Below are 20,324 nucleotides of genomic sequence, written 5' to 3'. Positions count from 1 at the left end.
AGCAGGAAGAGTTACATGAAAATAAGATACATAAATATTCCTCCAATATTGTTTATTTTAAATCTAATTTTCTAACCTCAGTTATCATTTGGCAAACTATAGCAATGCCAATAATTAAAATACCTGATAGTAAAAACCAATGATTTACACCGATTTTATCAGCAAAGAATCCAGAAAGAATTAACCCAATTGGCATAGCAAGTGACATGATACTTCCGATCAAAGAAAATACACGTCCTAAATATTCAGGCTTAATTTTCTCCTGAAAAAGAGCTGTTTGCACACCGCTATAAAATGGCACCGAAAGCCCCATTATTGCACAGCAAACTACGAATATTACAAATCCATTTGGAGGAAGTATTCCCGAAACGGCTAAACTGGTCCCCATTATAAAAAATGAACTTGTTATTAGTAATACATGCTTTTCGAAGCCCCCTAATCTTCCTAATAATAAGCCTCCTGCTAGCATCCCAAATGCAAAGGAAATTTCCGTAATAGAAATATGCACAGGCGTTCCATTAAAGTGTTCCATGCTTATTAAAGGAAATAGTGCATTGATTGGCATATAAACAAAAGTATATAGTGTTCCTAAGAGTAATAAGGCAAACAATCCTTTGTTTTGTCTCAGAACCACAACTCCTTCTTTCATCTCCCTTATGAAATTTGGTTCTAAACTTTGCACTTGATTACCCAGCTTAGGTATACGTACAATTGCTACCGTAATAGATGCAATCACAGCACCCAATACGTCGATGGCAATAATAGCATTTAAATCCCAAACGGAGTATAAGAGTGCTGCAACTGCCGGACTAACAATATAGCTTATAGACTGCAAAGACTGACTATAGCCTGCGCATTTCGTTAGCTGTTCTTCTGGTACTAAAAGTGGTGTAACCGCATTGAGTGCTGGGGTATGAAAAGCTGTTCCAATGCTACGGATAAACAATACTATCATAATCATCCAGACAGGTAGCTCCATACAGAATGCAACAATAGCAAGCACTGCACCAGCTGCTGCGATAATTAAATCGGCACCAATCATTATCTTCTTCCTATCATGACGATCCACTAGCACACCAATGGCAGGTCCCAAAATCGCATAGGGTAAAAAACCTACTAATGAAGCCATAGACAAGACCATCGCAGATCCTGTTTTTTCTGTAAGGTAAAAAATAATCGCCATTTGCAGGATGGCACTAGTGATTAATGATACTGCTTGCCCTGCCCATATTGCATAAAATTTTCGTTTCCAATTGTTGTATTTTTCCATTTATATTATCTCCTGCATATTATTTTGCTTGAATTTCTATTTTGAATAGCATTCTAGGCAATAAAAAATGCAGGCCAAACCCCACAATGTGGCTTTTGGTCTGCATACATACAATTTGGAAACATTCATATTAAAGACATAGTTAAATAAAGGTATAGTTAAATAACCAATATCCTCACCGTAACTAATGAATGCTCAATATCGTATAAATAAGCACAACAAAAAAGCCTATCATCGGGTATAGATTCTGCTTTTTTTATTGCCAGCTTATCTTAAACGCATTGAGGCTGTCATAGTTTCGGTTCCTCCTACATCTTTGTTTATATCAATTTACAGTATAACACAACAAGATGATATGTTCAATATAAAAGTTATGGAATGAGACTCATACTTCCAATTCGATGCCAGATTTAAAGGATATGACGAAGTTTTCTTCATAGACTGTAACGCTCTGGATTATCTTCCTTAGTAGCAAGCGATTAGCTTTCACAAAATCTTCTGTTTGTAGTTTTAAAAATTCATCAGGATTTTCTAACTCAACCTCAAAATATTTCATTTTACATTCCCTCATTTCATTTATTGATAAATTGAGTTTGCAAAAAAGAGTGGACAATTTTTGTCTACTCTTAACCTTTAAAATAGTTTTTTTTAATCGATTTGAAGTTGCCTAAATTATTACTTATTCGGTAAAATGAAGTATTGCTTTCAACAGATTTCCTTCAACTACACTTCACTTGATTCAAACAAGGTGGGTACATTTCTATTCCCACAAACTCCTTGTCAATGGAAACAAACACGTACCCACAGGGTAAATGGAAATAGAAACTGATAATTTCTAGCTATCACTTCTACTCATTCCAAAAATTTTCTCACTCTGATACTTACCCACCATAAAGCAAAAAGCCTTGCAATCAAGGCTTTCATTATCCCTTTCGTTCAAAGGTTTCTAAGCTTTTACGAGCAGAGCGACACACTCAGCGGTTCGCTATCTCCGTTCTGTCTGCGTGCTAGCACTTGTCAATCACGGACAGCTATCGCATGGGCGGAAGTAAATGCTAATCTTCGTCGTTTTACTCCTTGACTAGCAAACTTACCGCCTCAACATGTGGTGCTAGCAAGCTTATATATTATAGAACGAAAAGGATAGAGTGTTTTATAAAATTATACTATAAAATGAAAGAGAATTACACACTCAACTCAAACAACTTATAAAACTCACCTCTCCTATCCATCAAATCACTGAAAGAACCATCTTCAACAATAACGCCATCTTTCATAAAGAGAATTCTATCGTATTTTTTCAAAATGTTCTCATTCAACTTGTGGGTTACTACAAGTGCAGTCAAATTTTGAATATCCAAGATTGAACTTTCAATTTCAGTAGTTACTTGATTATCCAAAGATGAAGTAGCCTCATCCAATAATAAGATTGGTGTTTTTCGAATCAAGGCACGCGCAATACTAACTCTTTGTTTTTGTCCGCCAGATAGATTTGAGCCATTCTCTCCACATAAAGTTTGTAGACCAGATTCATTTTCTAAAACATAACTTTCTAAACCCGACTGCTGTACAGCTTGCTTTATTTCCTCATCAGTGAAGGATTGATTAAGAGTAATATTTGCTCTTAAAGTATCATCAAAGATATAAACGTCTTGTTGAACAATTGTCATTAAGTTATAAAGGCTCTCTGCTGAAATAGCTTGCAAATCTATATTATCAATGGAGATGTGCCCACTTGTTACATCGTAAAAACGCAGTAATAGATTGAGCAAAGTTGATTTCCCACTCCCTGACATTCCAACAATTGCAATTTTTTCTCCTTTTTGAATCTTCAAAGATAAATGGTTAAAAATTTTTTCTTTAGTATTAGGGTAAGAAAAGTCTATATTTGAAAAAGAAATAACATCATCGAAATATTCTTTTGTTTCACCAGTCTGAAGCTCAGTTACATCTTTTACCTCAAATGCATCTAGTGTTGCCTGACCTTCACGAAATTTACTTATTCCCATTCCAACTTCATTCAGTGGCATTACTACAAAATTGACCAGTTGAACAATAGCTGTTACACTCCCAATTGTGGTAGAGCTATTAAATACGAGATACATCCCTCCACCAAAGGCTACCAAAAAAACAATCATCCCTGAAAGCTGTGAAATAACATTAGTTAAAACGTCAAATTTCCCTTTTATAAAATTTATTTCATCAAATTTTTCACTTTCATGACTATAATCCTCACAGATAGCATCTTTCACATTAAAACTTTTAATAACAAGAAATCCTGCTAAAATATCTTTAACCTTAGCTAAATACTTCTGATCGGCAACCATAGCTCTATTTTGTAAAGAGGCTGATTTTTGTCCAATAAATCCTGAAATCATCATCGGAATGATGCTAGCAATGATAACTAATAAGGTCAAAAACCAATTACCTATAAACATAGTTAGAAGTGAAAAAATCATTAAGGAAAGGTTTTTTGAAATATTAAAATACTGGTATAGATAATCTTGCTCAATTTTCTTCATATTTTCGGTTAATACGGAAATAAATTTCCCTGATTTTTCTTTAGAAAAGTCTCTATAATCCCTATCTAAAATAGATTGGAACACCTTGTTTTTGTATCTTGACATGATTTGCCTAACAAGTTTATTTCTCAATCGAAGAGATATAAAGTTGAGTGCTGCATAGATGAAAATAACAGTAGCTCCTACTAGTACCGCTTGAGTTAAGGCTTCTTTATTTTGGGACATGCCACTATCAATAATACCTTTAATAGAATAAGCAAAAGCAATATTAGTTAAAGGGACCAGTATATTAAATATCATGAAAGCATAAAAAGCCTTCTGATGGTTCTTTATCAATTGTTTCATCCTTAATCTACCTCATAATTCTTAATTTCATTTAGAAAATGTGACATAAAATATTCTTCTAAGTCAATATTCTCTCTCCTAATCTCTTTCATAGAAACCTGTTCTACAATTTCTCCATTTTTGATAAAGCCAATTTTATCTGCTATCTGTGAAATTTCCGATAATATATGACTCGATATTAGAATAGTAATTCCATGCTCCTTAGAAAGCGACAACAAAAGATTTCGAATTTCTTGAATCCCTATTGGATCTAAACCATTGATTGGCTCATCTAAAATTAACAATTTAGGTTTTGTTAGAAAGGCACGAGCTAAACCAAGCCTTTGCCTCATTCCTAACGAAAAATCTTTTACTTTTTTAGTCGTATTTTTTAAGCCGACCATTCTTAAGGCTTTTTTTATATCTGATTCAATAATATTTTTCCCCATATATTGAGCGTGAATTTCCAAAATTTCTTTTGCAGTGCAATTATCATAAAAAATTGGTGATTCAATAATACTTCCAATCTGACTTAGGATTTCTTCTCTGTGTTCTTGTAGATTTTTCCCAAAAATTTCAATACTACCTGATGTAATTGTTGATAAGGTTAACATACATTTCATTAACGTTGTTTTTCCAGCACCGTTCGGTCCTAAAAAACCATAGATTTCTCCTTCAGCAATTTGAAGGTTGATACCACTTAAAATTTCTTCTTTATCAATTGTTTTAAAAACTTCTTTTATTTCAACAATATTTCTCATTTCTATCTCTCTTTCTATATCCAGCTTTAAATGAAAGAATTTTTCTCCTGGAGCATAAATACCAACTTATACAGCCTCTTTTTTTATAGAAATCATCAAGGAATTATCACATTCCTTCAATTAAATTCAGCTATGCTACTTGATACTAATATCTTGTCTTGAAATATTATAAATTGAAAATGAAGTAATCATTAAACTTATGAAACTTGCAAATATCAAAAAGAATAAGTTATCAGCAATATTATTAGATAAACTTCCTGGACTGGCATTCGAAAGTAATGCTGCTAAACCAAGTCCTGTAAGCATTGTTATAGCTGTTGAATGCTTAATCATACCTAAAACAAATGGTAATAACCCTATTAGTACTGTTCCAAACGTAATTCCAGCTAAGTTAATTAATTGATTAGCTACAGGGATACAACTAGATTCAGTTACAACAGCCATGAATCTAATGAATATTTGAATAACTAAATGTGCAGAAAAATGGGCAATAAATGATATTAGGATGACTAAAAGAATTTTTCCCCATAGTAACTTTATTTTAGAAATAGGGTAAGAAAACAACTGAAAAATTGTTCTTCGTTTAAATTCATCAATGATAATCGTAGATAATAAATAAGATTCGAAAATCAAAAATGCTGCTTTTGTAAATAAAGATGAAAACAATGAAGCTACAATTGCCCAGCCTTCCCATTTACCAGTAACTCTAATAACATTAGAATCCTGACCAGCGAATTCTCCTAGTTTATTGTCAGTACCTAAACCCATAATAATGATTGCTGTAATGCCTAACACTATAAAAATAGTACACAACCAGGCTAAAAATAATTTAGGTTTAGAAATTTTATTTAATTCAATTTTAATAAGCGATAACATAGATTCTTTCCTCCAAAGTGTAAATAAAGAGTAAACTATTCAAACTAATCTCAACAAATATTTAAAAATTAGCTTATTTTTCAGACAATTACACCATACATACTATCGGTATGGCTACACTGAAAAATAAACATACCTACGGTATGTATAGTGGATTTTTAATAACACACTTTAAGTGTGTTATTTTTAAATTATAAATTATGTAATATAGTTTATTCAATTGATAATACATAAATAGAAATTAGTATTAACAAGAATGTCATGCGACTACTTATTTACTATTTTTTTAAGTGATCAAATAAGTTGAAAATCACCTCCATCATTTCATCAGAAATTAACTGTACCCCTAGACCTTCAAAAGTAAGTTTAATGAAATTCATTTTGCGCTTTAATTCTACTAATGAAAAAACGGAAATTTGAAAACCAATCCAAATATTTAGAGTTAAAACAATTAAATCTGCTAGCTCTTCTGGATATTCTGTTTTAATAGACCCATCTTCAACTCCTTCGTAAACTTTTTCTCTAATTTCGGGTAAAAAATCAGAAAATAGACCTAGATACTGCTCTCCTAACAAACGTGGACTTCTAAGCATGATTGAGGCAGAGTAAACGAGCCTTTGGTGTTCAAAATTAGAGAAAGAGTCCATCAAAGAATTTTGTATCTTTTCTAACCCAGTATTTCCTCTCCAATTATAATTTAAAATTTCTTGATTATTTTCGCTAATGATTGTTTGCAGTATATCGTATTTAGACTCAAAATGATGATAGATAACACCTTTTGTTAATCCACCTAACCCATCTATGATATCTTGTATTGACGTATTATCAAATCCTTTTTCTAAAAATAAATTTTTAGAGACCTCTAGTATTTTTTGTCTAGTTTCATGTGAGTTTCTATTTCTTGCCATTCCAGTCCCTTTCTATCATACCAATGGTATGTAATTCTATTGTAGTGGAAGTAACTAATAATGTCAAGTTCTTTATTGGAATATGAAAAACCTTTATAATAAAGGCTTTTCATTATTACTTCGCTACAAGGTTTCTAAGCTTTTACCAGCAAAGATACACACTCAACATGGGTTTTAGAGGACTAAATGGAGTCTGAATTGCCTGATAGAGATGTAGTATTGATTAAGCCATCAACAAAAAATGTACAAAACAAAAATAAAGTACACTACTTAATGAGTGCACTTTATTCTTCTAATTCAGTTTTATCAATGGTTTAGCTCTAGTTAAATCAATTGTACATAAACTTTTAGTTTTTTTTTGGAACAAAAATATCCTAAAGTCTACCCTATCAAAGTGAAAACTGGAAATTTATTAAACCTGAATTTTAGTGAGAATATACTTTACTAAAATCATATAGTTAAAGTCTGACAAGGAATTTGCCAGACTTTTTGTCATCAGTGTTCTTTAATATAATTCATCCCTGATTGATTCAACAAACTCCGTGTAAAAGCGCTGAATGGATTGCTTAACATAATCAGATTGGCGGTCATCAGTCCCATCTAACAATCTCTGATAGCTATCCAAAGATTCTACATCCTTGAGTTGACTTCAAAGGTGTGCCTAATACACCGGCTTCTCAAAGTCACTAAGAAATCCTTTTAGCGATTCTTTTTGCATTCCTTGGTAAATATTTTTATCTAACCGAATACCAAGAGTGTTTAACTCAGTTGATAGGTTGTCGTAAAGTTCTTGTAAGTCCATAATGTACTCTTTGTAAATAAATTTCATGCGGGAATAGAGATATCCATTTGGACATTTGGGAGAATATCTCTGAAATTATTGCTGTCTGTTAATTAAATACTTGCAATATTTTATAGTTTTGGTATAATATAGTTAACTCATCGACCAAGTTGTTGAAGGAGATTGCGATTACGTCCCTAATCATAGGGACGTTTTCTGTTTTTCTCAGTTAGTTTTATATTTATCGTATTCTTTCAGTTTCTTTCGAAGTACATTATCATAGTGTATGTAAAATGCTGTTATCAATAAATAGTAACTAGGTCTTTCTTCAAGTACAATAAAATAGCGATCTACTGGATCTAATAAAAATATTCTATTAGATTTTTTATACGGTCGTTCATATATTAAGAAACAATCTTGTTTGCAAATCTTGTTATGATCCGTTTCTATTGCAGGTCTTAACCAACATAATCTTTCGCTCCTTCTTAAATCAGGTTCTCGTTCTTCTGAATCTATATCAAAATTTTTACAGGTAAGATGAAAATAACTATCTTCTTTACCTTCAAAATACGGATACGACTTTAACTCGACAAATTTCCCTCTAAAAGTTATCTTGAAGTTGAACAATTGCTCTAAAAATACATTCTCATATAAAAAATCATCATAAAGAGCATAGTCACCATTAAATTGATCAAGTGTTATCTTCGGAGGAAGGATAGGACAAAAATCTGTTACGTTACTGCTCATCACTTAACTCCATTTTAAAAATATTGAATTTTATTGCGTTATACTTTGTATTCGTTGTTAACTCATGCTTAGCTCTATTAGAGATTAAATTACTTAGCCTGATTCTAGCTAAACTACTTTCAAAGCTCCTATTTTTATAAGCTACTGCCCCTATCAATAGGTCAGCTAATTGCATTATTGAGTTTTCATGAGAGCGAATTTGTTGAATATTTTTGATATGTTTGGGTGACTGCTTCCAGTTTTCAAGAATATTCTTTAACTTGTTAACTTTTAAAATACTATTTGTGTCTTTTATATCTATAAAAACGTTAACATCATCCTCAAAGAGAAATTTTCTTACTAAATAAAAGTACTGCTTATAGTAAAAATCATCGTGGGTTTGATTATATTTCTTATGGTTTAATTTATTTTTGTCTATTATAACTACTCTAAAATTAAGATGCTCATTATCAAAAAAATAATTTACAAGATCTTCATAAAAGGTAATTTTAGAATTTGAAACTTTCCTCCACTTTATTTCAGAACGTGAAGAAATACCGTGTTTTCTTTTTATTTCTTTTATCTCCTTATAGACAATATTCCTTACATAGTCTGGACAAGAAATCCCTCCTATTAACATTACACTCTCACCATCATTTTCCAAATGACAAGACTCATCACAATATAAGTTGAGCATCTTAATAACTCCTAATTTTTGTAGTAATAATTCTATTATACCACGAACCCCCAGTAAAACTAAGACTTACAAAGGATTATTCTTCAAGAATTAGTATGTATTTTTAAGAACAATAATCTAAAATAGATTGGAGAACAGACATCTTACTTCGGTGTCTGTTTTTCTATACCTAAAAATGTACTTTTGCTCTTCATCAACTTCACCAAACTTTCTTCTAAAATATACATTAAAAAATCTCCTAATGGACTACAATATAGATACCACGATGAACGTTATTCTAGCTTTTTCAATTTTACATAATAAAATAAAGTACATTTTTCAAATAGTCTACATTACTCCTTAAACTCAGTTGTATCAAGGGTTTATCCACTGTCTCGGGAAAAGTACAAAATTTTTTAGTTTTAACATGTAGTAATTTTCAATGAAAACTTTATGTATACAAATAAAAAAAACAATATATTGTGTTTTGCTGAGTCTTTAATAAAAATAATTTTAATTTTTTGTACTTTTTTATTCTATCAAATATCTATCTTAGACTTAAATTTTTTTCATTATTCCATAATTTGGGTTCATCAGGAAAAATATAGTCATGTGTTTTAAAATATTGCTCTCTTACCACATCAATCCACTTATTTAGCATTTTTGCAGCTATTATAGAATCACCAGATGGATATACCATCAAAAGCAACCCCGTAAGTTGCGCTATTGTTATAGCAGAGTGTTCACCAGGTATTGTTAGTCCATAATCAGTATGCCCTACACTTATTTTCTCTTCCCCGTCCATTAGACCTAATCGATTAAATGTGCCTTGTGATGATGCATGTGTGACTTCATTAGAGATTCGATATGGTTGTTGCCATAATTCTGATGGGAAATTGGATTTTTTTCTGATATCGTCAAAACTTATATATCTCTTTTTAGGACTAAATTCACCACAAGCTCTTGCCCATTCATAACGATCTTCTGTATTATGTGATGAAATATAAGCTTCAGCAACTTCCTCTCCATATTCTGAAATAAACGACGCAATAATATTTAATTCGTAAAGTGAACGCCATCTAGAATACGCACCATCAGCAAATCCATTTTTCATTAAAGTGATTATCTCTAAAAATTGTTGTAGACCTCTTCCGTGTATGTATTTTAAGGCTGTGTATTTATGAATAGATTTTTCTCTCTCCTTGTTATCAATTTTATTTACATAATCAGAATAATCTTTTACAGATTCAAGAACCATCATATACATGGTCTCAGATGTAGCAAACGCATTAGACCACTTTTGCTCTATTCTTGCAATTATTTCTGTTTCCTCTCCTCTAAACAGTAACGTATTCTCATGCATTATCATCTTAGCATCTCTTACCATTTGATTTGAAGTGTCATTAATCATTTCTAGATATAATCCTGAAAAATCAGCCTTTTCATATTTTTCATAAAATTTATCAATTTCAGATTGATTTTTTAATTCTTTTACATGTTCTACGAGAATTTCTTTTAGTGTATCTTTAAAAAACTGTCCAAATTTATCGGCCATTATAGCTCCTACCTTTTTAATAGTTTATACATAGTATTTATTGCAATAATCTTCTAGTCTAAAAGAAAATAAATTAGAAAATCTTGTATTTTACGTTTAGAAATAGCGCATCATCTATCATTAATTATACCATCAACAAAATAAAAATCTATATCTTGTGTTAAGTAGGAACATAAATAAGTTTTAAAAAAATGTACAATTGAACCACCACTTCTTCTGCACTTATTAGAGTAAAAAATGTACAAAATAATCCCTTAAATCAGATGATGTTATGAACTAGAAAACATACAAAATACCACTCCAGAATAATGTACAAAATAAAAATAAAGTACACTTTTTAAAGAATGTACTTTATGCTTCTAATTCAGTTGTATCAATGGTTTAGCTCTAGTTAAGTCAATTGTACATAAACTTTTAGTTTTTATAGGACTGTTTTGTATCGCTTTCTATACTAGATCCCTTTTAAACACAATAAAATCAGCAAATCTCACGGATCTACTGATTGTTTTTCTTCTGTATCTTATTTTTCTACATATCGAAAGGAAATCTTGCTACCACAGAGCCAATTGTACACACGATCATTGACTTGGACGTTCATAGCTTCATGGGCATATTCTGGCATGATTAAATGCTCTTTTTGACCTTCTAATCGATTATAAATGGCAAACTGTGTCACAGGATAACAGACATCATCATCTAATCCTGTAATCATATGAACCTGTCCTTTAATGCGATGGGCAAAATTTTTCACATCAATATAGGCTAATGTCTCCATGATTTTGTTTTCCGTTTCATGGAATGGATCATGGAATTTGAAATAACGGAAAAGCTCGTCATAGGCTTCACTGGTGTTCCCCATCTCTAATACACGTCTAAAATCCGATAAGAATGGATAAATGGCTACTGTTCGTTGAATTCTTTGATTCAATCCGGCGGCTACCAGGGCCAGGGCACCACCTTGAGAGGCTCCATAGCTGGCGAGTTTGCTGTTGTCAACTTGAGGAAAGCTAGCTACAATTTCTATTAACTGGTAAAGATCTAAGTAGACATCCTTATAAAATAGCTCATCTGGACCTTCCACAGCTCCGCGGATAATCTGTCCTTTAACCGTATTTCCAAGTGGTGAGCGATCTCCGTCTGTTGAATAGCCTGATTGACCTCTTACGTCCATAGACACAACTCCATAGCCAGCTAGTGTATAAGGCAGCATGTCTGTCCAATCCCAACAACGGCCCATATAACCATGAAAATGGAAAATAACTGGAACCTTTTGATCTGTTTTTGGGAAAACAACTCGCGCATAAACAAGACCATTTCGTGTTCCTTTAAAGCTTAATTCATAACAGTGAACATTTGGAATGCTGAAATCTCGTTCTTCAAGCTTGTATTCAGGCAGTTCAGTCATCTTTGCTAAGGATCGATCCCAAAAGGCATCAAAATCTTCCAGAACTCCATCCCGTCCCTTGTAATCTTTCATTGTTTCTAATAATTTGGGATTTTTCATAAAATCCTCTTTAAGTAGGTGTAATCGCTACCAAAAATGTACTATATTTACTTAAGGATTGCAAGAGACAAATAAAAATTACATAACCGAAATTATGTAATTTGCTTATAGATTCAAAAATAGACTTAATTGTTTCACTAGATCTGGATTAGTGGGTAAAGCTGAATGATGAGCCTTGCGTCCTTTTAAATTTACTTCTGTATAGGCTTGTTTCTCAAAAATTGATTGTGCTGCTTGAGCACTAGAAAGAGGGACGATCCCGTCTGATTTCCCAGCAAAGCTACCGACAAAGTTAAGGACCTCTACTTCTTTTTCTAAGCGATGCTTCCGTGTCTGAAAATCGTCATACATCTCTTGATTGAATCGGTAAGGACTACCAATAATAGCGAGCTTCCTTACGCTCAGCTTTTTCTTTTCTAAAAAACCACTTTCCAATAAGCCAGTCAAAACTAGTCCACCATTGGAGTGTCCGACTGCCTTGAACTCTGTAAAATAATAGTGATCAAGAAGATAGGTTAAAGCGATCTTAAGGGATTCGATTTGCTGCTTGATATTGCTGTAACCATCTCGATTGTTCTCAAAGCCAATCACAATCATCGGATTCGGCTCTTTCGTATTCAGTCTTCCTTCCATCTCTATAGAATCATCTTTGTTGACTTTTATTTTTAAGAGACTCTGTTTTTTTCTAGAAAAGCGATGGAGCATGCGGATGGTTCCGTTGAATCGCTGGATACTGGCTGAACTCCCAGGTACAAAGATGATTGGTCTGATCGGTGGTTTCTTTGACCCTTTAGGAAATTCAAAGGGCTTTCTGTGGGAAGAAAACAGTCTTACAAAGAAACGAATGACTTGTTGAAATAGTTTTTTTAACATGTTTCCTCTAGTAGTAGTTTCTAAAAGAACCCAGAACAGTGTGTTCTAGGCCCTTATTAGAAAAGATTATTTCCGTTTTTTCTTATTCTTGCGCATTTGTTTGGCCATCTTGTTCATCGCCCGTTTCATCATGAATTCGCCGGCTTTTCCTTTGAGACCACCACCGAACATTTGGCTCATGTCAGGCATGCCAGCGCCTCCGCCAAGAGCTGACAAGTCAGGCATCCCGCCTTGTCCCATCATCCCTTCGAGGGCAGACATATCAGGCATGCCACCTGGCATATTCTTCGGCATATTATTTGGATTAAGCCCCATTTGTTTCATCATCTTGTTCATATCGCCAGATAGGACCCCTTGCATCATCTGTTTGGCTTGGTTAAAGTCCTTGATGAATTTGTTCACTTCGACAAAGCTGTTTCCTGAACCAGCAGCAATCCGACGACGACGGCTAGGGTTCAACAAATCTGGATTTTCGCGTTCAGCTGGGGTCATAGAAGATACAATCGCGCGTTTCCGAGCAATTTCTCGTTCATCGACCTTGAGGTTCTTCATAGCTGGATTGTTGGCCATACCTGGAAGCATCTTGAGAAGATCTTCCATTGGTCCCATGTTTTGAACCTGGTCTAACTGGTCGATAAAGTCATTGAAGTCAAAGGTATTTTCTCGCATCTTTTCAGCGAGTTCAAGAGAGCGTTTCTCATCGTATTCTTGTGAAGCCTTCTCAATCAGCGTCAGCATATCCCCCATACCGAGGATCCGACCAGACATGCGGTCTGGGTGGAAGGTTTCGATATCAGTGATTTTTTCACCAGTACCAGTGAATTTGATTGGCTTCCCAGTAATCTGACGGACAGAAAGGGCTGCACCACCACGGGTATCCCCATCAATCTTGGTCAAGATGACCCCGGTCACTTCGAGTTGTTCGTTAAACTCACGCGCCACATTGGCTGCTTCTTGACCGATCATGGCATCGACAACCAAGAGGATTTCATTCGGCTCAGCAAGGGCTTTGACATCACGCAACTCGCCCATGAGTTTTTCATCGATTTGCAGACGACCGGCCGTATCGATCAAGACATAGTCATTGTGGTTGGCTCTTGCTTGCTCCAAACCTTGACGTACGATCTCGACTGCAGGGACTTCTGTACCGAGTGAGAAGACAGGGACATTGATCTGTTGACCAAGAGTCTTCAACTGGTCAATGGCTGCTGGACGATAGATATCGGCCGCAATCATCAAAGGACGTGCATTTTCTTCCTTGACCAATTTGTTAGCCAATTTACCAGCAAAAGTTGTTTTACCAGCCCCTTGAAGACCGACCATCATGATAATGGTTGGAATCTTTGGAGATTTGATAATGTCTGCTGTCTCAGAACCCAAAATGGCTGTCAATTCTTCATCGACAATCTTCACGATTTGTTGGGCAGGGTTGAGGGTTTCAATGACCTCATGCCCTACGGCCCGCTCCCGGACGCGTTTGATGAAGTCTTTTACAACAGGAAGGGCAACGTCGGCCTCTAAGAGGGCTAGACGAATCTCTTTGGTTGCCTCTTGGACATCCGCTTCAGAGATTTTCCCTTTCTTACGAAGATTTTTAAAGACGTTCTGTAAACGTTCGGTTAAACTTTCAAATGCCATACTACTTCTCCTATTACAGGTATTTTAATCTTTTTATTCTCGGTTATCAATGCTAGATAAGACAGCGATCTGCTCTTGCAGATAAGCATCATCAGGATACTTGTCAGAGATCTGGTCGAAAATCTGGCTGCGTACAATGTAGTCCGAGTACATGTGCAACTTCATTTCATAATCCTCTAGAATCTTCTCCGTCCGCTTGATATTATCATAAACAGCTTGACGACTGACACCGAACTCTTCCGCAATCTCAGCCAAGCTGTAGTCATCTGCGTAATAGAGCTCGATATAATTCATTTGCTTGTCTGTCAAGAGCGCTGCGTAAAACTCAAAGAGCGCATTCATTCGGTTGGTTTTCTCAATTTCCATACCTTTCATTATATCAAAAAAGCCCGCTAAAGACTAGCGGGACTTGATGCTTTTTACGTTGAAATGAGAGGAATCATCATCAGAGTTTCAGTGCCAACATATTGACCGTCATCCCTGCCGCAGTTCCCATCAAGAAGATGGTATCACCTTCCTTCACATTGCCATGATCAAGCGCATAGGCTAAACCGAAAGGCACGGCTACCGAAACCATATTGCCATAATCGCTGACAATATTGAGATACTTGTCTTTGCCAACTCCCAATTTGTCCATGACGAGTGGCAAGGCCCGGCTAGCTTGGTGGGGAATAATATAGTCTACAGCATCTTTAGAAATGCCTGATTTCTCTTGGAATTCTTGGAACATTTCTGGAATAACACGAGCAGAAAGTAAGAGAATTTTCTTCCCTTTCATGTCAAACATGAAATCAGTCTTGGTTGCTTCAGAGTACAATTTCGGATGATAAGCTGTCAAACCACCCCGAATTTCAGTATCATGTGCTCCCTCAGACCAGGTACGTTGCATGCTGGCAATGATTCCTTTGTCTTGGCTTGTTGCTTCAAAAATAAAGGCAGCTGCTCCATCGCTGAATAATTCAAAACTCTCTTTTTGTTTAGGATTAAGACCAAGACTTCCTACTTCACTTGAAACAATGAGGACACGCTTGTACTCACCACCTTCAATCAGATAGGAAATGGTGCTTAAGGCTGATACAAAACTAGTACAGGTGGTATTAATATCCATGGCTGGAATCGTCAGTCCCTTGGCCACGCGCTCATGGATCAAAGCAGCCGTACAAGGAATAGGCTGAACGCCAACCGCACTAGCCGAAACCAGGCAGTCGATATCTGTCATTTCAAGCCCTGCATGTTTTAAAGCAGCTTTAATTGCACGCGCTGCTAGATCAATCTGTGTTTCTTCTCCTTCTTTCACCCGGTAACGAGTCTGGTCTTTGAAGTTCACTGTATGAGCTGGAAGCGCTGTTCCATAGCCTTTGATTTGTAGATGTCTTTTTACAGTAGTCATAGGATTCTCCTTTTATTGAAGTCGTTGAACACGTTTTAATTTACGTGTTGGGTCCCATTGGTAATCAATAAATTGAATACTTGGGAGAATGAATTGTTTTTGTTGAGCTAAGAGTTCAAATTGGGCAAAGATCGCCTTCTCAATAAAGTCGGAACGATTACTCAAGGCGATGGTAATAGATCCATCTGTCAGCTGAGTCACTTGATAGTCCTGAATATTTTCAACGAATAAAATGCACCGGCGAATAAAATCTGGATAGATGGTTTGGCTGTTTCCATCAACTTTTTGGAAATAGAAGATATCGTCCGATCGTCCTTCGATTTTCGCGATTTGAGTAAAAACGGATCCACAAGGACAGGGAGGCTTTTCTTCTACTAAAATATCATTGAGTCGGTAGCGATAGATGGGTTGACTGGTTCGTTTAAAATCAGTAATAATCGGATAAAAGCGGCTATCATCCAGATACTCTTTTTCGACATACAAAATATCTTCGTTGAGGTGAAGATTACCTTCTGAACAAGTACAAGCTAAAAACCCTTCTGTCGCTTGGTAGACCTGATCAACCTTTTCTAGTTGAAAGGCTCTGGCGATTGACTGAGCATCTCTATCCTCTAGGATCTCTGCGACAGAGACAACCTTGACAGGGTGAAGAGCAAGTTGCTGATTAGTGACATAGTTAGCTAACTCAATCAAGGTGGAAGCTGGCGCCACTACAATGGTTGGCTGATAGTTTTTGAGGCGCTCTAAATGCTCCTTACTATCCTTGAAGATATCAAAATACTCTAATCGAATAAGGGACGAATTAATGGTTTGATAGAGTTCGTTATCAGCACGTAAGAAAAAAGCAATGCGATGACCAAACAGGTTTCCTTTTGGCAACATCTTAGCTAAAATTGCTGCAGCCCACATACTTCTTTCTTTTTCTGTGGTGACAAAGACCCCTCGGTGACCGGAGGTTCCAGAGGACAAGCCTACTGCTACTTCTCCATTCATTTCGGTAAAATCTCGTGTTTGTTCCCCACGTATGGCCATCTCTAATGCCTGATCTCGATCCACGCTCAGGGTATTAAGTTCATTGAAATGCGTCATCATGAAATTCTTATCCATAGTCCCAAACGATTCAGGAGAATGGGTTTGAAAATAGGGAGAGTGAGATGTGATAAAAGCATGGTAGCGAGCCAATTGCTTTTTTTGGTACTTTTCTAAGGTTTCCTTTGAACGGAATCGATGGCACCATCTCGTTTCAATAAAGGTTTTCAGAAAGACTATTTTTTTCATTTAAAATCCTTTCAATGCGTTCTTGCGGGTCGTGGCTGACCACAACTTGAATGCCCTCTTGTAATAGTTTCTCTAGCAAATCTGCCCCCTGGAGATAGGCCTTCTTATTGTCCTGTACAAAGGAAGGAATGAGACGCATTTTTCGTGTGTAAGGCAAGAGATCCACTCCCCAGCATAGATCTGCACCTATATAGAGTTTTAGCTCATCCATATACAGACACCCCTGCCCTCTTGCATGCCCATCGATAGATGATACGAGAATACTCCCATCACCAAATAGGTCCGCAGTCGGGCGGTAAGGGAAAGCAGGATGCCTTTGATCTGCTTTGAGATAAGTCACACGATCTTTGAAATCAGCTGGAAGAAACTCTTTAAAAATCAGATCTTTGAATTTCGGCTTCTGGTACACTTCATAGACTTCCTGAGTTACAAAGAAATGAGCATTTGGAAAAAGTGCTGCTCCGCCGAGATGATCCGGGTGCAAATGCGAAAGAAACACATAGGAAATGGCTGCTGGATCAATTCCACGCTCTTGCAATAAGTAGTCAATCTGGTCTTCCTTTTTCATCTGCATAGGCGTTGCTAGACGGTACCAGAAATACCGTGCTTTTTTCTTGATCTCATAATGATAGCCAGTATCGTACAAAATATAGCCTTTTTCACGATGATGAATTAAAAAGACACCTGCTGGAAATTGCATTTTTTTATTCGGAATCCCTTTAAATAAGAGTCTAGAATGACTGCTACAAAAACCTGCTGGAAAATAATCAATGTGCTCGATCATGTTGGACATACTTGTCAATCCCTTCTTCAATGGTCATTTTTGGATAGTAGCCAAGTTCTGTTTGGGCCTTTTGAATATCGAGAGTTTGGCTATAACGAAGGAGATAATAAGTGTAGCGAGTCAAGGGGGGTTCAGCTTTCAGATGAAATAATCGATACAGCCCTTCAAGGCTGTACGCCACACCTGCTACTAGACCTGCTGGAATTTTCCGATAGCGGATAGGTTCTCCTAACCCTTTTAGTGTTGTTTCAATCAAATACTTAAAGGTCTTTGGTTCTCCATTTGTAATATTATAAACCTGCCCGTGTGCTTCTTTTGCTTCCAAAGCCAAACGAATGGCTAGAGCGACATTTTCCACACAGGTCATATCCATGAGCTGCTCTCCCCCTCGAATCAACGGAATTCCAATTTTTCGACTGAGGCGTAAAACCCGAGGCAAGATACTGGTATCTCCCACACCAAATAATCCTCTCGGACGCAAGATAATACTTGGCACATCTGGATAGTCAGGAAATAGTTTTTCAGAAGCCAATTTGCTTCTGATGTAATTATTGAGGTGGTTTTCTTTTGGAGCATCACTTTCCTTGATATCGAATTGGTCTTTTCCAGCTGCGTAAATGCTGGGAGAAGACACATAAACCAAGCGTTTTACTGCATATTCACGGCACAAGTCAAGGACATTTTGAGTACCAACTACATTTGCCTGATAGAAAGCCTTCCAAGGTCCCCAAGCAGTGGACAAGGCTCCTGCATGAATAACAGCATCAATTTCCTGAAATGCTTGACTTAGTTCCTCAATAGAGCTCAAATCTCCTTTAACAAATTGGACGCGCTCACTTTCCAGAGCCTTCCCAACTTTTTCGTTTCGGCCAAAGGCTACAATAGAATAGTCGTGATCCAATAACTCCTCAATCACATATTTTCCAAGGAAGCCAGTCGCACCTGTTACAAGAATTTTCATAGTTTCCCATCCGTTCCACGTCTTAATAATCGTTGAATTTCAAACTCTAAGGTATCCAACGGTTTGTAGGTTTTTGATAGTTTGTTAAGTCTCGCTAACTCTTCCCAAGATTCTTTTTCTAAAAGTGCGTTAAAACCTGCTTGAATTTCTTCAGTGCGATTTCGATGAGCTTGAAAAGCAATCCCTGCTTCTACTCCTCGAATGGCATAGTCAAATTGGTCATAATCATGTGGCAAGATCAAGGCTGGTTTCTTAAATTCGATGCACTGATAAAAGATTCCAGCCCCTCCATGGTGAATCACATAGTCTATTTGTGGTATGTATTCTTTGTAAGGGAGATAAGTTACGAGAGTCACATTTGAGGCCACTTCTTCTTCAGAAAATTCTTTTGCTCCATCTCCTAGGGTGACAAAGAAGTGGCATTCTGGATGCTCTTTGGCTAACTGCTTGGTTTGCTGGAGCAAATTTTCTTTTGCCCACGGCAACTGAGTCCCACAAGTCACGAGAACCTTCTTTTTGTCTTCATAAAGGCTGAGATCCAAAGGATAATCTTCTGATTTTTCAAGAGAAGTCCCCAAAGGACCAAGCCAAGCATATTGATGAGGGAAATGTGTTTTCAACTCCAGCTCCATCATCCCAATTCCAAAGATCGCATAAGGAGAATAGATCGTCTCCACTCCATTTTGATTGTATACCTTAAAATTGTAGCGTTTTAAGCGATTACGTAGAAGGAATGCTCCACAGTATTTCGCCACGCGCGTGAGTTTTCGACAGAATCGCTGGATTCTCTCTTCCTTTTTGGAACGAGCAAGGCCCATTCCTCCAAAGAAACAAGGAGGACCATAAGGAGTTTCGATTGCAAATTGGGTTGCCATGGTGGTAATCCAAGGGATTTCCAACTGTTCTGCCACAAAGCCAGCTGATAGAGTGATAAAATCAGCAATGACAATATCTGGACGATTGACACGCCACTCCTCTAACAATTGATCCGATACATGATTAATCAAATCGAGACTCTTGGACAATTGACGATAAGCTGAAAATAGATTGTGTTTTTTATCGTTATTAGCCGCACGTTCAAACTCTTCTACTTTGTCCTCTAGAATCGGAACGACCGTGAAGCCGAGACTTTCTGTGACCGCTTTTTTCTGAGGACCTGTGAAAACCCGGATTTCCATGCTTGGATCATCCAATAAGGGTTTGACGAGATTTAAAGTTGGGTACAGATGCCCACTCAAGGGAACAGCTACCACATCAATTTTAATTTTTTTCATTTTTTCCTGCCTTATATCTTTTTTTAGATCTAAAACTAGCTTCTATCTATTAATTCGTAAAAAAAATCAAAAATTGAAGAAAAAATAAAATTTTTTTAAATTTTTTTTAAATCTTTTATTTTGACCATACTATCACTACTTAGAAAGAACGAGTTCTCACTAAAAAAGCTCCCAAATGCCCGGAGAATCTGCGTCGGACATTTGAAGAGTTTTCTATTTCTGT

The 20,324-nt window shown here is 36.1% G+C and carries 19 protein-coding genes; all 19 read right to left on the bottom strand.

Annotation, left to right across the window (positions count from 1 at the left end; all coding sequences use genetic code 11):
- Positions 1 to 52: 52 nt before the first annotated feature.
- Positions 53 to 1,270 (bottom strand): macrolide efflux MFS transporter Mef(A), encoded by a 1,218-nt coding sequence (mef(A), locus tag HMPREF9186_RS01410; protein ID WP_000417519.1) that lies wholly within the window; start codon positions 1,268 to 1,270, stop codon positions 53 to 55.
- Positions 1,271 to 1,655: 385 nt separating this feature from the next.
- The gene (locus HMPREF9186_RS01405) at positions 1,656 to 1,826 is read right to left on the bottom strand and encodes a hypothetical protein (RefSeq protein WP_000873143.1); all 171 of its coding nucleotides are present in this window, start codon (positions 1,824 to 1,826) and stop codon (positions 1,656 to 1,658) included.
- Between the two features lie 628 nt (positions 1,827 to 2,454).
- A complete protein-coding gene (locus HMPREF9186_RS01400; RefSeq protein WP_009731041.1) occupies positions 2,455 to 4,137 on the bottom strand; it encodes an ABC transporter ATP-binding protein in 1,683 nt (560 codons plus the stop codon).
- 2 nt (positions 4,138 to 4,139) lie between these two features.
- Positions 4,140 to 4,877 carry an ABC transporter ATP-binding protein gene (locus tag HMPREF9186_RS01395; protein WP_001244586.1) on the bottom strand — a complete coding sequence of 246 codons (738 nt, stop codon included), beginning with the start codon at positions 4,875 to 4,877 and terminating at the stop codon, positions 4,140 to 4,142.
- 135 nt (positions 4,878 to 5,012) lie between these two features.
- Positions 5,013 to 5,753: an ABC transporter permease gene (locus HMPREF9186_RS01390; RefSeq protein ID WP_000949747.1), complete on the bottom strand. Its 741-nt coding sequence runs from the start codon at positions 5,751 to 5,753 to the stop codon at positions 5,013 to 5,015.
- 278 nt (positions 5,754 to 6,031) lie between these two features.
- Complete coding sequence (locus tag HMPREF9186_RS01385; protein ID WP_000113543.1) at positions 6,032 to 6,661, bottom strand: TetR/AcrR family transcriptional regulator; 630 nt, start codon at positions 6,659 to 6,661, stop codon at positions 6,032 to 6,034.
- 661 nt (positions 6,662 to 7,322) lie between these two features.
- Positions 7,323 to 7,463, bottom strand: a complete 141-nt coding sequence (locus HMPREF9186_RS11530) for a hypothetical protein (RefSeq protein ID WP_006151551.1) — start codon at positions 7,461 to 7,463, stop codon at positions 7,323 to 7,325.
- Between the two features lie 204 nt (positions 7,464 to 7,667).
- Complete coding sequence (locus HMPREF9186_RS01380) at positions 7,668 to 8,189, bottom strand: hypothetical protein (protein WP_000097857.1); 522 nt, start codon at positions 8,187 to 8,189, stop codon at positions 7,668 to 7,670.
- Positions 8,179 to 8,865 (bottom strand): DUF3800 domain-containing protein, encoded by a 687-nt coding sequence (locus tag HMPREF9186_RS01375; protein ID WP_000933618.1) that lies wholly within the window; start codon positions 8,863 to 8,865, stop codon positions 8,179 to 8,181. The genes HMPREF9186_RS01380 and HMPREF9186_RS01375 overlap by 11 nt, the downstream gene beginning before the upstream one ends.
- A gap of 526 nt (positions 8,866 to 9,391) precedes the next feature.
- Positions 9,392 to 10,399 (bottom strand): DUF5677 domain-containing protein, encoded by a 1,008-nt coding sequence (locus tag HMPREF9186_RS01370; protein WP_000763879.1) that lies wholly within the window; start codon positions 10,397 to 10,399, stop codon positions 9,392 to 9,394.
- A gap of 520 nt (positions 10,400 to 10,919) precedes the next feature.
- Positions 10,920 to 11,903, bottom strand: a complete 984-nt coding sequence (locus tag HMPREF9186_RS01365; RefSeq protein ID WP_009731040.1) for an acetylxylan esterase — start codon at positions 11,901 to 11,903, stop codon at positions 10,920 to 10,922.
- 105 nt (positions 11,904 to 12,008) lie between these two features.
- Positions 12,009 to 12,776: an alpha/beta hydrolase gene (locus HMPREF9186_RS01360; RefSeq protein WP_009731039.1), complete on the bottom strand. Its 768-nt coding sequence runs from the start codon at positions 12,774 to 12,776 to the stop codon at positions 12,009 to 12,011.
- Between the two features lie 66 nt (positions 12,777 to 12,842).
- On the bottom strand, positions 12,843 to 14,414 hold the full coding sequence (gene ffh, locus HMPREF9186_RS01355; RefSeq protein WP_009731038.1) for a signal recognition particle protein: 1,572 nt from the start codon (positions 14,412 to 14,414) through the stop codon (positions 12,843 to 12,845).
- A 33-nt stretch (positions 14,415 to 14,447) separates the two neighbouring features.
- Positions 14,448 to 14,780 carry a putative DNA-binding protein gene (locus HMPREF9186_RS01350; RefSeq protein WP_037613861.1) on the bottom strand — a complete coding sequence of 111 codons (333 nt, stop codon included), beginning with the start codon at positions 14,778 to 14,780 and terminating at the stop codon, positions 14,448 to 14,450.
- A gap of 79 nt (positions 14,781 to 14,859) precedes the next feature.
- A complete protein-coding gene (locus tag HMPREF9186_RS01345; RefSeq protein ID WP_009731036.1) occupies positions 14,860 to 15,804 on the bottom strand; it encodes a 3-oxoacyl-[acyl-carrier-protein] synthase III C-terminal domain-containing protein in 945 nt (314 codons plus the stop codon).
- 12 nt (positions 15,805 to 15,816) lie between these two features.
- Positions 15,817 to 17,082, bottom strand: a complete 1,266-nt coding sequence (locus HMPREF9186_RS01340; protein WP_009731035.1) for a F390 synthetase-related protein — start codon at positions 17,080 to 17,082, stop codon at positions 15,817 to 15,819.
- Positions 17,048 to 17,875: an MBL fold metallo-hydrolase gene (locus HMPREF9186_RS01335; RefSeq protein WP_009731034.1), complete on the bottom strand. Its 828-nt coding sequence runs from the start codon at positions 17,873 to 17,875 to the stop codon at positions 17,048 to 17,050. Before HMPREF9186_RS01335 ends, HMPREF9186_RS01340 begins: the two co-directional genes overlap by 35 nt.
- Positions 17,850 to 18,827 carry an NAD-dependent epimerase/dehydratase family protein gene (locus HMPREF9186_RS01330; protein ID WP_009731033.1) on the bottom strand — a complete coding sequence of 326 codons (978 nt, stop codon included), beginning with the start codon at positions 18,825 to 18,827 and terminating at the stop codon, positions 17,850 to 17,852. Before HMPREF9186_RS01330 ends, HMPREF9186_RS01335 begins: the two co-directional genes overlap by 26 nt.
- Positions 18,824 to 20,101: a glycosyltransferase gene (locus tag HMPREF9186_RS01325; protein WP_009731032.1), complete on the bottom strand. Its 1,278-nt coding sequence runs from the start codon at positions 20,099 to 20,101 to the stop codon at positions 18,824 to 18,826. The genes HMPREF9186_RS01330 and HMPREF9186_RS01325 overlap by 4 nt, the downstream gene beginning before the upstream one ends.
- Positions 20,102 to 20,324 lie beyond the last annotated feature (223 nt).

It is taken from the genome of Streptococcus sp. F0442 (assembly GCF_000314795.2).
Classification (GTDB): Bacteria; Bacillota; Bacilli; order Lactobacillales; family Streptococcaceae; genus Streptococcus.
The sequence above is the reverse complement of the archived record's forward strand: the minus strand, read 5'-3'. Positions and strand labels throughout refer to the sequence as shown.